This window comes from Mesorhizobium sp. P2_D5, from assembly GCF_056404355.1.
In genome coordinates, this window is sequence record NZ_JBFUEE010000002.1 from 384,875 (window position 1) to 399,344 (window position 14,470).

11 protein-coding genes are annotated in these 14,470 nt (G+C 62.6%); 7 read left to right on the forward strand and 4 right to left on the reverse strand.

Going from position 1 to position 14,470, the window contains the following annotated elements; genetic code table 11:
* Positions 1 to 4 precede the first annotated feature (4 nt).
* The 3 genes from tssC to tssA are packed head-to-tail and all read right to left on the reverse strand — an operon-like array spanning position 5 to position 3,232.
* Complete coding sequence (gene tssC, locus AC1DYW_RS08575) at positions 5 to 1,510, reverse strand: type VI secretion system contractile sheath large subunit (RefSeq protein ID WP_095080774.1); 1,506 nt, start codon at positions 1,508 to 1,510, stop codon at positions 5 to 7.
* Positions 1,511 to 1,513: 3 nt separating this feature from the next.
* Positions 1,514 to 2,053: a type VI secretion system contractile sheath small subunit gene (tssB, locus tag AC1DYW_RS08580; RefSeq protein ID WP_095080775.1), complete on the reverse strand. Its 540-nt coding sequence runs from the start codon at positions 2,051 to 2,053 to the stop codon at positions 1,514 to 1,516.
* Positions 2,054 to 2,059: 6 nt separating this feature from the next.
* Complete coding sequence (gene tssA / locus AC1DYW_RS08585; protein ID WP_477225830.1) at positions 2,060 to 3,232, reverse strand: type VI secretion system protein TssA; 1,173 nt, start codon at positions 3,230 to 3,232, stop codon at positions 2,060 to 2,062.
* A 224-nt stretch (positions 3,233 to 3,456) separates the two neighbouring features.
* Here tssA and tssH point away from each other — a divergent pair, with 224 nt between their 5' ends.
* Positions 3,457 to 6,294, forward strand: coding sequence for a type VI secretion system ATPase TssH (gene tssH / locus AC1DYW_RS08590; protein WP_477225831.1), 2,838 nt, complete (start codon positions 3,457 to 3,459; stop codon positions 6,292 to 6,294).
* Here the strand turns inward: tssH and AC1DYW_RS08595 are convergent.
* Positions 6,279 to 6,461 (reverse strand): hypothetical protein, encoded by a 183-nt coding sequence (locus AC1DYW_RS08595; protein ID WP_477225832.1) that lies wholly within the window; start codon positions 6,459 to 6,461, stop codon positions 6,279 to 6,281. The genes tssH and AC1DYW_RS08595 overlap by 16 nt on opposite strands.
* 297 nt (positions 6,462 to 6,758) lie before the next feature.
* Here AC1DYW_RS08595 and AC1DYW_RS08600 point away from each other — a divergent pair, with 297 nt between their 5' ends.
* From AC1DYW_RS08600 to AC1DYW_RS08625, 6 genes are all read left to right on the forward strand, one after another.
* Positions 6,759 to 8,294, forward strand: a complete 1,536-nt coding sequence (locus tag AC1DYW_RS08600; protein WP_477225833.1) for an FGGY-family carbohydrate kinase — start codon at positions 6,759 to 6,761, stop codon at positions 8,292 to 8,294.
* Positions 8,291 to 9,067 carry a DeoR/GlpR family DNA-binding transcription regulator gene (locus AC1DYW_RS08605; RefSeq protein ID WP_457151244.1) on the forward strand — a complete coding sequence of 259 codons (777 nt, stop codon included), beginning with the start codon at positions 8,291 to 8,293 and terminating at the stop codon, positions 9,065 to 9,067. Before AC1DYW_RS08600 ends, AC1DYW_RS08605 begins: the two co-directional genes overlap by 4 nt.
* The gene (locus AC1DYW_RS08610; protein ID WP_457151245.1) at positions 9,064 to 10,776 is read left to right on the forward strand and encodes a glycerol-3-phosphate dehydrogenase/oxidase; all 1,713 of its coding nucleotides are present in this window, start codon (positions 9,064 to 9,066) and stop codon (positions 10,774 to 10,776) included. The genes AC1DYW_RS08605 and AC1DYW_RS08610 overlap by 4 nt, the downstream gene beginning before the upstream one ends.
* 368 nt (positions 10,777 to 11,144) lie before the next feature.
* The gene (locus AC1DYW_RS08615; protein WP_457151246.1) at positions 11,145 to 12,218 is read left to right on the forward strand and encodes a sugar-binding transcriptional regulator; all 1,074 of its coding nucleotides are present in this window, start codon (positions 11,145 to 11,147) and stop codon (positions 12,216 to 12,218) included.
* A 33-nt stretch (positions 12,219 to 12,251) separates the two neighbouring features.
* Complete coding sequence (locus AC1DYW_RS08620; protein ID WP_477225834.1) at positions 12,252 to 12,908, forward strand: DUF2291 family protein; 657 nt, start codon at positions 12,252 to 12,254, stop codon at positions 12,906 to 12,908.
* Positions 12,905 to 14,446, forward strand: coding sequence for a sugar ABC transporter ATP-binding protein (locus AC1DYW_RS08625; protein ID WP_477225835.1), 1,542 nt, complete (start codon positions 12,905 to 12,907; stop codon positions 14,444 to 14,446). The genes AC1DYW_RS08620 and AC1DYW_RS08625 overlap by 4 nt, the downstream gene beginning before the upstream one ends.
* Positions 14,447 to 14,470 lie beyond the last annotated feature (24 nt).

Below are 14,470 nucleotides of genomic sequence, written 5' to 3' on the forward strand. Positions count from 1 at the left end.
CAAATCAAGTCTTCACGGACGGTAGTTCCGACACCAGTCGGAGCGAGGCATTGATGCCCTCCAGCTGGTAATGTGGGCGCAGATAGAAGCGGGCAGCGTAATAGCCAGGACGCCCCTCCACACTGTCCACCTGAACCTCGGCGGCGGCAAGCGGGCGCTTGGCGCGCGCCTTGTCGTCGGCAAAGGCCGGATTGGCCAGCACGTACCGGTTGATCCACTCGGTCAACCAGATCTGCATGTCGGAGCGCTCCTTGAACGAGCCGACCTTGTCGCGCGCAATGGCCTTGAGGTAGTGCGCAAAGCGCGAAACCGGGAAGAGATAGGGCAGGTTGGCGCTCAGCCGCTCGTTCGACTGTGCGTCCGGGTCGACCAGCCGTCCCGCCCGCGTCTCGTCGTCCTGCAGCGAGTGCGCGCCGATGAAGGCCGCGAGATCGGTGTTCTTCCGGTGCAGGATCGGCATCAGGCCGAGTTTGGCCAGTTCGGCCTCGCGTCGGTCGTCGATGGCGACTTCGGTCGGGCATTTCATCGCGATCGACCCATCATCGGTCGGGAAGCTGTGCACCGGCAGGTTCAGCACCGTGCCGCCGTTCTCGACGCCGCGGATCTGCGTGCCCCAGCCAAACAGCTTGTGGCTGCGGTTGATGTTGACGCCCATCGGGAAGGCGGCATTCATCCAGACATATTTGTTGTGGTCGCCCTGCACCTCTTCCTCGAAGGTGAAGCCCTTCACCGGAACGGTATCGGTGCCGTAGGGCAGCCGGGCCAGGACGCGGGGCATGGTCAGGCCGATGTAGCGAGCGTCCTCGCTCTCGCGCAGCGACTGCCACGATGCATAGGCCGGGTTGGAGACGATCTGCTGCAGGTCTTGCGGGTTTGGCAATTCCTGCCAGCTGTCCATGCGGAACAGGCGCGGCGAGGCGGCTGCGATGAACGGCGTATGCGCCGAGGCGCAGATGCCGGAGATGTTGCGCAGCAGACCGACGTCGCGCGGGTGGTTGGAGAATTCGTAGGCGCCGACCACGCAGCCGATCGGCTCGCCGCCAAGCATCGAATACTCGTCTGTATAGACTTTCTTGAAGATCGGGCTCTGGTCCCACATCTGGCCTTCAAAGTCTTCGAGCGTGTCGGCCAGCTGCTCCTTGGAAATGTTCATCACCCGGATCTTCAGCTTCTGATCCGTCTCGGTGTTGTTGACGAGATACCAGAGGCCGCGCCATGTGCCTTCCATTTCGCGCACTTCCGGCGCATGCAGGATCTCGTTGACCTGCGTGGTCAGCATCTTGTCGATGCCCGCGATCAGCGACTTGATCGACTTGATCGCATTGGACGAGATGGTCGTGGTGTCGGAACGGGACTGCGCCGCGAGCGCCAGATTGCGCACGAGCTGCTGCAGCTTCTCGCTGTCGTCCTTCTTGACCTTGAAGTCCTTCTCGAGGAGCCCGCTGAATTCTCCAAGGTCTATGGCTTCGGCCTCGGCGGCGACGGCGGCGGTCTTTTGCTGTTCGGCCATGATCTACTCCCCTGCCTTGTCGTCGTCGGTCAGCGCCTGACTGGCGATCTTGCCAAGAAGCGGCTCGTTGTTCAGAAGCTGCGCGATGCGCTTTTCGGCGTCGACGCGGCCATCCATGAAGCCCAGCAATTCCTCGAGCTGACGACGCATCTTGAGGATCTCGGCCAGTTGCGGAACTTGCGCGGCGATCTTGTCCGGCGCGAAATCGCCCATTTTGGTGAAGGTGAGATCGAGCGCCAGTTCCTCGTCACGCTCCTGGCCTTCGGCCTGCGGCAGCGTGTTCTTCACCCGGGCTTTGACGCGGGGACCGAGCGCCTCCATGAACTTGGGGAAGCGGTTCGCGTCGGTCTCGACAAAGGAGCGGTCCAGCACCGACTTTGACGCTTCCTTGGTTTGCGAAGCTCCGGAAAGATCGGCCATCACGCCCATGACGAACGGCAGTTCGATCGTCGTCGGGCTGCCATAGGTTTCTACATCGTAGGCGATCTGCACCCGCGGCGCGCGATTTCGTTCGATGACCTTCGCTTTGCTTTCGGCTGGCATGTGTTGTTACCTTTCATCCTTCTGAGCCGCCTTCTTGGCATCGGGAACGCCGGCAAGGAGCCGGAATTCCTTCAGCCCCGACGGGGCGAGATCTTCCATCAGTTCAACGAAATCCATGTGCACCATCCGGCGCACACGCCGAGCCAGGTGCGGGATCGGGCTCGACGGCTCGGTGCGGTCATAGAAGGCGACGACGAGGTCGAGGCATTTCACCACGTCGTCGCGCGAGGAAATCCGGTCGGGAAGCCCCGTGCTCGGGTCCGCGTAGCTTGCCATACTTGCCATCGCATCGGCTCCATGACCGTTTCGGGCAGGCGTTGCCGGTTCTGCCGGCGGGGGTGGCTTGGCCGCGCCATTGGCCACGGCGCCGGCTGCCGAATTCCGTTCGAGGGTCGTCAGCAAACGCTGCAGAAACCGCTTTAATTCCGGAACCGGAGCACCGCCGCCATCGAGACGAGCGTTGAGGGCGGTCTCGACCGCATCGAGGGCCGCCATCGCTGCCCGGGTGTCGGCGATGAGCAAGACCATCTCTGCGTTGGCTTGATCCATCTGTGCCGCGCATCCGGCACGCACCCGGTTCAAGAGTTGTCCGTGCGCACTGACCAGTGCCGCCTTTTCTGCCACGTTCAACCCCGAGGCAGCTTCCTGGAGCATGACGCGGTCGTCGAGCGCACCCTTTTCCAGGTCTACGCCCTGAATCGGGCCGATCGCGCGCGGCGCAAAGAACGTCATTTGCCGCAGGTTCGCCAACAACCCGTCCTGACCATTCTGCAGGTCGAGCAGCGCGTTGATGCGGCGCAAGGCGGCATCGCGTGGCGAAGCGCCGGGCCGCAATGCCGGATGCATGGTTTCCCAATACTGATCGAAAGTCTGCGCAATGAGGGTCAGGCCCTGCGCGAGGCCGGCCAGCCCCTCTTCATTGGCCAGTGCGCGCGTGACGATGACGAGCAGGCGCAGGTCCCGGCCATGCGCGCGCAATTCATCTGCCTTGGCGAGCACCGCCGCCCAGTCGGCCGGAATGGTGCTTTGCGAAGTGGCCTTGTTGTTGCCGTCGTGGAGGACCTTGATCTGGGCTTCCGTCAGGCGCTCCAGCGCATGAAAAGCCGGGTCGTTGCGCAAATCCTCCCCGGACGGATTTTCACCGTCGAGCGGAGCAAGCCAGAGTGCGAGATCAATCACACCAACCCCCAGCGACCGGCCGTCAAACCGTACGTGACGCAACGTTATCACACCGTTGTACTTTACCACAATTCAACGACTGCTCAAAAATTAACAGAAGCTAAATGCGACCTTCTTGAGTACCGGCTGACTGCGCATCTAGCCTCGTCCATCACGCACTTTGTCAAGTGACGGCTTATGTGGCAGGTTGGTAACCGGCAGTCCTGATTGCAGGAGCAAGTTCGATGGAACCAGCCAGCACGCCGCGGCGTAAATCGTCGCAAAGCGTCAAACGCAGTGAACTGGTCGACAAACTGAATCCGACCGGTAGGCGGGCATTTGGCGCCGCTGCGGCTGCAGCCAAGCTTCGTGGCAACCCCTATGTCGAACTAGTCCACTTCATCGAGCAACTGGTGCTTTCGGAGCGCAGCGACGTTCAGATGATCCTTGCCGATGCCGGCGTCGATGCGGGCCGACTGGCCGGCGACATGAGCCGCGCGGTCGACAAACTGCCCTATGGCGCCACCTCAATCGAGGAATTTTCCGACCACATCTTCCATGCCATCCAGGAAGCCTGGAGCCTAGCAGGGCTTCAATTCAAGACGGAAGAAGTCCGCAGCGCACATATTCTCCTTGCCTGCCTGAAGACGCCGGTGCTGGAAGGCCTGCTGTCGAAGATCAGTTCCGAGTTCGACAAGATCGACGCCGACGCGGTCATCGCGCGGTTCGCCGATGTCGTGGAAGGTTCGCTCGAAGCCGGCGCGGCCATCGCAGTTCCCACGGCCGAAACGCCGAAGCGGGCTCCGGGCGGGGATTCTGCACTGGCGAAATACGCCACCGACCTGACCCAGCGCGCCCGCGACGGCAAGATCGATCCGGTCGTCGGTCGTGATCCGGAGATCAGGCAGATCGTCGATATCCTGATGCGACGCCGGCAAAACAACCCGATCCTGACCGGTGAGGCCGGGGTCGGCAAGACGGCGGTCGTCGAGGGCTTTGCCTTGCGTATCGCCCAGGGCGACGTGCCGCCCACGCTGCAGGATGTCAGTGTCCGCATGCTCGATGTCGGATTGATGCAGGCGGGTGCAAGCGTGAAGGGCGAGTTCGAGAAACGGCTGAAGGCTGTCATCGACGAGGTTCAATCGTCCGAAACGCCGGTCATCCTGTTCATCGACGAAGCCCACACCTTGATCGGCGCCGGCGGCGCGGCAGGAACGGGTGATGCCGCCAATCTCCTGAAACCGGCGCTGGCGCGTGGCGAACTTCGCACCATCGCGGCAACGACCTGGGCAGAATACAAGCAGCACATCGAGAAAGACCCGGCGCTGACCCGCCGTTTCCAGGTGGTGAAAATCGACGAGCCGTCGGAGGCGGTGGCGGTTCTGATGTTGCGCGGTGTGGCCGGCGTCTTGGAGCAGCACCACAAAGTGCAGATACTGGACGAGGCGATCGAGGCGGCGGTCGGCCTGTCGCATCGCTACATCCCGGCGCGGCAACTGCCCGACAAGGCGGTGAGCCTTCTCGACACCGCATGCGCCCGTGTCGCCATATCGCAGCATGCCACGCCGGCCGAGGTCGAAGACATCATGCGTCGCCGCCAGGCGCTGGAGGTCGAGCACGGCATCATCGGCCGCGAGGCCGCGATCGGCATCGAAGTGGCCGAGCGCCAGGCACGGGTCGACACCGGCCTTGCCGAAACCGAGGTCACGCTGGCCGCAGCGCAACAACGTTGGGATCGGGAAAAGGCCCTGGTTGCCGAGATACTCGAATTGCGCGCCCGGCTGCGCGGCGAGGGTGTGCCGCTCGATGCTGTGGAGACGCCTGAGGCGAATGCCGGGACGGCAGGCGCGGACGCCGCGGAGACTGCGCCGCCCAATACCGCAACACCCCAAACCGAAACGCAAAAGACCGAGACGCCCAAAACCAAAACGGCAAAGACCAAAACGGCCAAGGCCGACGTGGAGACACCGGCGGCAAACGCTCCTCCACCCGAACCGGGCGCCGATCTCGCCCGGCTGCGCGAACTGATGGCCGAACTCGCCGAGGCGCAAGGCGAAACGCCGCTGATCCTGCCGTCGGTCGACCGCAACGCCATAGCGGCGGTCGTTCAGGACTGGACGGGAATCCCGACCGGGCGGATGCTGTCGAGCCAGACCGAAAAGGCGCTGCGGCTCGCCGCGACCCTGTCCGAACGCGTGGTCGGCCAGGATCACGCCATGGAGATGATCGCCAAGCGTGTGCAGACCAGCCGCGCCGGGCTCGGCGCGCCGGAAAAACCGGTGGGCGTGTTCCTGCTCTGCGGTCCCTCAGGCGTCGGCAAGACCGAAACTGCATTGGCGCTGGCCGAAACGCTCTACGGGGGCGAACAGAACCTGATCTCGATCAACATGTCCGAGTTCCAGGAGGCACATACGGTCTCTACCTTGAAGGGCGCTCCGCCCGGATATGTCGGCTATGGCAAGGGTGGAATCCTGACCGAGGCCGTCCGCCGCAAACCCTATTCGGTGATCCTGCTCGACGAGGTCGAGAAGGCGCATCCGGACGTGCACGAAATCTTCTTCCAGGTTTTCGACAAGGGCATGATGGACGACAGCGAGGGCCGGCGCATCGATTTCAAGAACACGCTGATCCTGCTCACCTCGAATGTCGGCTCGGAGGTCATCATGGATCGGACCAGGAACGGCACGCTACGGGCCGGGCTCGACGATCTTGACACCGCCTTGCGCAGCCCGTTGCTGAAGGTCTTCCCAGCGGCCTTTCTCGGCCGGGTGGTGACCATTCCTTACTATCCGCTCTCGGATTCCATGATCGAAGCGATCACCCGCCACCAGTTCGCCAAGATCGCCCGCCGGCTACGCGCAACCAACGACGCGGAATTGGTGATCGGCGAAGGTGTCATGGACCTGGTCAAGGCCCGCTGCACCGAGATCGAATCCGGCGGGCGGATGATCGATGCCATCCTGACCAACACGCTTCTACCGGAATTGAGCCGCGGCGTGCTGAACCGGTCGCTCGGGGGCGAAAAGATGACGAAGGTGACAGTCGGCGCCTCCAAGGAGGGCTTCACCTATTCCTTCGAGTAGCGGAGGCTGGGCTTCCCGTCACCGAAAGGCTGGCACATGAAGTCTTCAGCCTGCATCCCTACCTGGACGAAGCCACGCAGGACTTCATTGTCGAAGCAATCCATGAGGTCCTGAATCCGTCGGCCTGATTCCACGGCGGCCGCGGAGATTTCGAGTTCGAAAGGCATGGCCGTTCCGACCGAATGAACGATCTCGGTGGGATGTTTTTGTAGAGAAAAATTTTAACAAAATCATAAAGTTAGTAAGTTTATGATTTTCGACAACGCTCATTTTCGGCGATGCCAGTGGCATTGTCTCACATATTGACGTTAAATTCACATCGCTATATGGTCCATTCAATCCGCAAGGTGTCAGTGCATTGTATAGCCGTTGTCCATTGATTGTCGCCATATCTGTAGCCCTTGCTCCAGCCTGCAGGACTGTCGCGCAGTGCACATCGCCAGTTGCCGAAAGAGGCGGTGATCATGCCCAGTTTGCTCGGAATCGATAACGGTCTCACGGTCACCAAGGCGGTGATCTTCGACGCCGATGGCACGCAGTTGTCGGTGGCGCGCCGGCGGGTGCCGCAGTCGATGCCCCATGCGCGCTGGGTGGAGCGCGACATGGCAGGCCTCTGGCAAGCGACCGCCGACGCCATCAAGGAAGCGATCGCGCTCTGTGGCCGGCCGGCGGACGATATCAGGGCGGTGGCAGCGACCGCGCATGGCGACGGTCTCTATCTGCTCGACAAGGATCGTCGGCCGCTAGGGGCCGGGATCCTGTCGCTCGACAGCCGCGCCGGCGAGATTATCGAAAGATGGTCGGCGGACCTGGTCTTCGACGAAGCGCTTGCGCGCACCGGCCAGGCGCCGCATGTTTCGGCGCCTTCGGCGCTGCTTGCATGGCTCAAGCAGAACGATCCGGATCGCTATGCTCGCATCGGTCACATACTGGCCTGCAAGGACTGGCTTCGCTTTTGCCTGACCGGCACGATCGGTACCGACCGAACGGAGGCCAGCACGTCGTTCACGGATTTCCGTACGCAGGCCTACGCGCCGGAAGCGATGCAGGTCTTTGGATTGGGCGAGCTTTTCGACGCGCTGCCGCCAGTGGCGCATTCCGCCGACATCGTCGGCCAGGTCACCGCCGATGCCGCCGAAATGACTGGCCTTCGCAAGGGAACGCCGGTCGCATGCGGCCTGCACGACGTGACCGCTTCGGCGCTTGGCATGGGCGGCCATGAGGAGGACGTGCTCAGCATCGTCGCCGGCACCTATTCCATCAACGAAGTCGTCTCTTCGAAACCGCGCGTCGACCGGCGCTGGTTCTGTCGCAACGCCATCGATGCAGGCCGTTGGAACAACATGGCGATCTCGCCGGCCTCGACTGCAAACTACGACTGGTTTCTCGACACCTTCTGCCGCTCGGAGCAGGACAGGACAAACGCCGATGGCGGCTCCATCCACGAACTGCTGGCAGCAGAGATCGACGCGGCGCTGAAGAAGCCTTCGACCATCCTGTTTCATCCCTATCTGTTCGGCTCCCCCTATGGCGACGTTGCCAGCGGAAGTTTTGTCGGCCTGCATGGCTGGCACGATCGCGGCGACATGCTGAAGGCGGTTCTGGAAGGCATTGTCTTCAATCACCGCACCCATGTCGAAGCCTTGCGCGAGGGCTTCGCGGTCCGCGAGATACGCCTGACCGGCGGCGGTTCGCGCAATCCGGCTTTCGTGCAGATGTTTGCCGACGTGCTGAACGCCCCGGTCACCATCACCTCGACCGACGAGGCCGCCGCCTTGGGTGCCGCCCTTTGCGCCGGCGCCGCAGTCGGTATCTTCGCGACGCCGCAACAGGGTGCCAGGCAGGTCGGCATGACGGCGCGCCAGTATCAGCCCGTGCCTGCCTCCAGTGCTGTGTTCAGCGAGCGGTTTTCCCTCTATTGCCGCATCGCCGAGCAACTGAAGTCGCTATGGCCTGAGATCGAAAGGCTGGCGCGGCCAGACACCTGGGGGACTGCATGATCAAGGCCGACGAACGACGCGAAGAGATCGCCGAGTATGTGATCAAGCTCGGCCAGGTGCGCATCGACGATCTGGTCGAGCATTTTGGCGTATCGCGCATGACCATCCACCGGCACATCGACCGGCTGGCGCAACAGGGCGTGCTTCGCAAACTGCACGGCGCGGTGACGGTTCAGCCTTCCGGCCTCTACGAAAGTGCCTTTCGTTACCGGGTGACTGTCAACAGAGTAGAGAAAGATACGCTGGCGCGCGCGGCACTGGATTATGTCGAAGCCGGACAGGTGGTCATGCTGGACGATTCATCGACGGCAAACGCCGTCGCCACGCTGCTGCTCGACGTAAAGCCGCTGACCGTCATCACCAACAGCGTGGCGACGGCTTCGCTGCTGACCAACGTCGACGACATCGACTTCATCTGTCTCGGTGGCAAGTACCACGGCACCTACAATGCCTATATCGGCATCGTCTGCGAGAACGCCGTGGCGCAGCTTCGCGCCAATGTCCTGATCTGTTCGGCTTCGGCCATCACCGGAACCACGGCCTTCATCCAGGATCCCAATGTCGTGAGGGTCAAGCAGGCGATGATGGCCGCATCGGTGAAGCGCATCCTGCTGGTCGACCATGCGAAGTTCGACCGGATCGCACTGCATGTCTTTGACGATCTGACCAGTTTCGATGCCGTGCTGACGACCGAGGGGCTGGGCGATGCACAGGCGCAGCACCTCGAACGGGCTGGCGTGAAGCTGCGCATCGTCAAGACGACGGCACAATGAGCTCAGCCGACGCAGCAGGTGCGGAAGGTGCCGCCGGGCGTCTCGCCGCCATGGCCGCGGCCGGCGAGGTCGACGTCGTCATTCTTGGCGCCGGCATCAACGGGGCGGGGCTGTTTCGCGACCTTTGCGCGCAAGGCGTCAGCTGTCTGATCGTCGACAAGGCGGATTTCGGCTCCGGCACCAGTGCCGCGCCATCGCGGCTCATCCATGGCGGGTTGAAATATCTCGAAACCGGCGAGTTCGGACTGGTGGCGCAGTCGACGCTCGAACGCAACCTGCTTTTGCAGAATGCACCGCACTATGTCAGCCCGCTGCCGACCGTCATTCCGATCTTTTCCTGGAGCAAGGGCATGCTGGCGGCGCTGCGAACGCTGTTCGGCTCGACCAGCGCGCCGCGCAGCCGCGGCGCCCTCCTGATCAAGATCGGCCTGATGATCTACGATTTCTACGGCTCGCGAAACCAGGTCATGCCGCGCCACCGCATGGTCGGACGGCGGCAAGCGCTGGGCGAGATGCCGGCGCTCAACCCTTCGATCGTCGCCACCGGCACCTATTACGATGCCAAGATAAGCCATCCCGAAAGGCTGGTGCTCGAGTTGATCCTCGACGGCTTGCGGTCCAATGCAGCCTCCGCCAGCACGAACTACACAGCACTGGTGAGCTCAGCCAATGGCGTACTGACCTTCCAGCCGGAAAACGGTGGTGCATTTTCGGTGCAGCCAAAGCTGGTGGTCAATGCCGCCGGTCCCTGGATCGACGATGTCAACGCCTTGCTCGGTGCACCGTCGAAGATGATCGGCGGCACCAAGGGCTCGCACATCCTGCTGAAGCATGACGAACTGGTAAAAAGCCTGGCCGGGCGGATGCTTTATTTCGAGGCCGATGACGGCCGCATCTGCCTTGTCTACGATTATCTCGGCCTGGCGCTGGTCGGCTCGACCGACATCAAAGCCGACAACCCCGACGAGGTCCGCTGCGAACCCGACGAAGTCGACTATCTGCTCGAGAGCGTGCGGACGCTGTTGCCGGGCATGATTTTCGAACACGCCCAGATCGTATACGCCTATAGCGGCATCAGGCCGCTCCCGGCCTCTGATGCATCGCTACCGGGCCTGATCAGTCGCGATCATTCCGCTCCGGTCGCCGAGCCGGACCGGGACAGGCCCTTCGCGGTCATTTCGCTGGTCGGCGGCAAATGGACGACATTCCGGGGCTTTGCCGAGGAAGTCGCCGACGCGATACTCGACCGTCTGCGGCGCAGCCGTAAGGTAACGACGCAATCCATGCCGATCGGCGGCGGAAAGGATTTCCCCGCCAATGCTGAGGCACGCGCAAGCTGGCTAGCCCAGGCCCGGGCGGAGACGGACGTCGAGGAACGACGTCTCGACCAATTGCTGTCGCGCTACGGGACCAAAGCCCTGGAGATTGCGACTCATGGGCCAAATGGTCAGGGCGATTTGCCGGACTCCGACAGCTACGGCAGATCGGAGATCGACTACATCGTCCGCCACGAGTTCGTCGAACATCTGGCCGACATTGTCATGCGTCGCAGCACGCTCGCCATAGGCGGTTCACTGACAAGCCGCGATCTGCAGGAGATTGCCATGATCGCCGGGCGGGCGCTGGGCTGGAACGCCAAGCGCGTTGCGCGGGAGGTCGAGGCCGCTGTCGTGGAGCTCGAAGGCAGGAACCTGATGCGGCTGGACTGAGCGCGTCATCGACAATGCCGATCCCGCTTTTTCTGGGCAATCCGATCGGTTTGCTCCTGGTTGCGCCGCGCACCCGAAATGTCCCAACTCACAGATGGATTGGGATTTTTATACCGACGAAGATATCTCATTGAAAACAGTCACTTAATTGGCATGTTGGCGGAATTCGCCTCCATGATGCCGCCAACGAAGACATTTGATAACATCAATTGACGTTAATTTAACATCGTCATATGATCAACCCAACATGCCGACCTCCTAATGGACCGACGCCGACCGAGAGGGCGACGTATCGGCGAGGGGCGAGGCCTGTGGATCCCCGCAATGGCCTGGGAGTCAGGCGGAGGGGTTGACAGCGACGCAAAGGTATGAAAATTTTTGCACATAAAGATAATAATATCATCTCGGGAGGAGATGGCTTGAAATCTGGCGGAACCGCTAACCGCGACCACGAGTCCAGCCTCGCCACACGCGCGGCGTGGCTTCACTTTGCCGGGGGTCTCACGCAGGCCCAGGTCGCCAAGCGGCTTGGCCTGACCAGCCTCAAGGCGCATCGGCTCATCACCAAGGCCAACCAGGAAGGTCTGGTCAGGGTCTTTATCGACGGCGACGTCGCCGAGTGTGTGGAGTTGGAGCAGCGCCTCACCGCCGCATACGGGCTCGATTATTGCGAGGTTGTTCCGGATCTGGATCAGGAAGACCTGCCGCTCAGGGGACTGGGCATCGCCGGTGCGCAGTTCCTGAAGCGCGAGATCGATCGTGGCGAAGACATGCTGATCGGCGTCGGCCATGGCCGCACCCTCGCGGCCAGCGTCGAATATCTGACGCGCACTCCTGCCGCCCATATCCGTTTCGTCTCGCTGCTTGGCGGCGTGACGCGCAAATTTGCCGCCAATCCGCACGACGTCATGCATCGGCTGGCCGAACGGACCGGCGCGCAGGCCTATGTGATGCCGGTGCCCTTCGTCGCCAACACCGCCGAGGACCGCGAGGTGCTGCTCGGCCAACGCGGCATCAGCGATGTCTTCGCTCTGGCAGGCCGGTCCGACCTGATGTTCGTCGGCATAGGGACCGCCGAGCGGGAAGCTTCGCTGGTCGCAACCGGCATGATCGAGCATTCCGAAATCGATGAGGTCAAGCGCGATGGCGGCGTCGGCGAGCTGCTCGCCCACTTCTTCGACGACAAGGGGCGTCCTGTGGAAACGGCGCTGTCGGAAAGAATCCTGGCGCTGCCGCGGGACCAATTGAAAGGCCGCAGGATTGTCGCCGTCGCCGGCGGCAAGGTGAAAGTCCGGGCGATCAAAGCAGTGCTCGAAAGCCGTTACCTGAGCGGCCTGATCACCGATGAATGCACCGCCCGTGCCCTTGTCGAACTGAACCAGTCCAATGGAGCGGCCAGCGCGGCGAAGCGCCATGTGAACGGAGGATCGTCGAATGCGTGACAACGGAAAACCCGCATCGCCGGTGTTTGCATCATGAGCGCGAAGGCCACCACCGCACCGACCCGGCAGGTCTCGCCCGGCCTGCGCCGCATCCTTGCCGGCGCCGCGGTTGTCGTCCTGCTCGGAGCCATGGCGCTCGACACCAAGGTGGTCAGGATCGGGTCCGCGGGCGACGTTCGCAGCGCCGTCTTTTCGGCGGCCGACTATGGCAAGTCGGAATTTCCCAAGGTGCAGGCCGATGTCGAAGCGCGAGCGGCCGACGCGGTGACGGTGGCAACGGCGATCGCCAAGGACAGGGCGACGGCCGAGAAGGAATACGGCGTGCCGGCTGGCGTCGGACCGGTCATATCGGTCAAGTTCACCGGCGTCGTCGGCGAGGGAAAATCGGGCATCTACAAGGTCGCCGTCGAGGGCGTGCCGGACACGCTGCAGGTTCGCGTACAGACGGGGCCGGCGATCAACGGCACCGAGCTGCGCGACGCCACCGGCAAGATCACATTCGGTCAGTTCACCAACCAGATCGAATACCAGGACGCCGGCTCGGCGCTGAACAACGAGATGAAGAAGGAAGTCCTGGCGAAGGTCGATACGAGCGCCCTGACCGGCAAGACCATATCGGTGGTCGGCGCGTTCAAGCTGGTCAATCCGAAGAGCTGGCTGGTCACTCCGGTGAGGCTGGAGGTGCAATGATACCGGCTGCCGACACCGCACCCCCGAATGGCGACGCCGTGCTTTCGGCGCGCAACATCGTCATGTCGTATGGCGGCGTTCACGCGCTCAAGGGCGTCAATTTCGACATCCATCGCGGCAAGGTCACCACTCTGTTCGGGGAGAATGGCGCCGGCAAGTCGACGCTGATGAAGATCCTGTCCGGCGTCGTCACGCCGACATCCGGCGACATCGTGCTCGACGGCAATCTCGTCAGTTTTTCCTCGTCTTCGGACGCGCGCGATCGCGGCATCTCGATCATCCACCAGGAACTTAGCCTGGCGCCGAACCTCAGTGTTCGCGACAACATCTTCATGGGGCGCGAACTGCGCACCAGGACCGGCCTCGACTTCGCCGAGGAATCGCGCCAGGCGCGCGCGCTGATGGCCGATCTCGAAGAGGACATCGATCCGATGACCCTGGTCGAGGATTTGCGCCTCGGCCAGCAGCAGATCGTCGAGATCGCGCGGGCTCTGTCGGTCGACTCGCGCATCCTCATCATGGACGAACCGACCTCGGCGCTCAGCGCGACAGAGGTGGAGGTGCTTTTCAAGGTGATCCGCGACCTGACAAGTCGCGGCGTTTCCATCGTCTACATCTCACATCATCTCGAAGAGGCGCTGCAGATCACCGACTACGCCGTTGTCCTGCGCGACGGCGCGATAACGGCAACGGCCGAAGCCCGGGACATCGATCTCGAGTGGATCGTCCGCAACATGGTCGGCGAGAACTTCGATCTCGGCTCGCCGCCGACCGGCCATGCGTTCGGCGAGGTCGCCCTGTCGATCGAGGATGTCAGCGTCATAGACGCTTCGGGCTCGGGCTATTCGGTCGTCGATCACCTGTCGCTGGATGTCAGGGCGGGCGAGATCGTCTGCATCTATGGGCTGATGGGCGCCGGACGCACGGAGTTGCTGGAAGCCGTCGCCGGGCGGATGCCGATGGCGGGCGGCCGGGCGCTGCTGGAAGGCGAGGATGTCTCGAGAATGAGCATAGCCCAGCGCATCGCCAAAGGTCTTGTGCTCGTCCCCGAGGACCGCCAGCGTGACGGGCTGGTGCAGACGATGACCGTCGGCCGCAATCTCTCGCTTGCCAGCATCGAGGCGTTCGCAAAAGGGCTGTTTCTGTCCCGCTCCAGAGAGCGAGAGCTGGTCGAAGACTCGATCCGCAAGGTCACCGTCAAGACCGCGGGCGGCAATGCCATGATCGGATCGCTGTCGGGCGGCAACCAGCAGAAGGTCGTCATCGGCAAGATGCTGACGACCAACCCCAAGGTCATCCTCCTCGACGAGCCGAGCCGTGGCATCGATGTCGGCGCCAAGGCGGAGGTCTTCCGCTTGCTGAGCGAACGCGCCGCGCAGGGCCTTGCGGTCGTCTTCTCGACCTCCGAGGTCAACGAGTGCCTCAGCATCGCGCACCGGATCGTGGTGATGCGCCGGGGCAGGATTTCAGCGGAATTCGGCGCCAGCGCCACCAAAGAGCAGATCATGGCCGCCTCCGGCGAAGCCGTGGTCGCCTGATCACCATGAATATCGGAGCCCCGA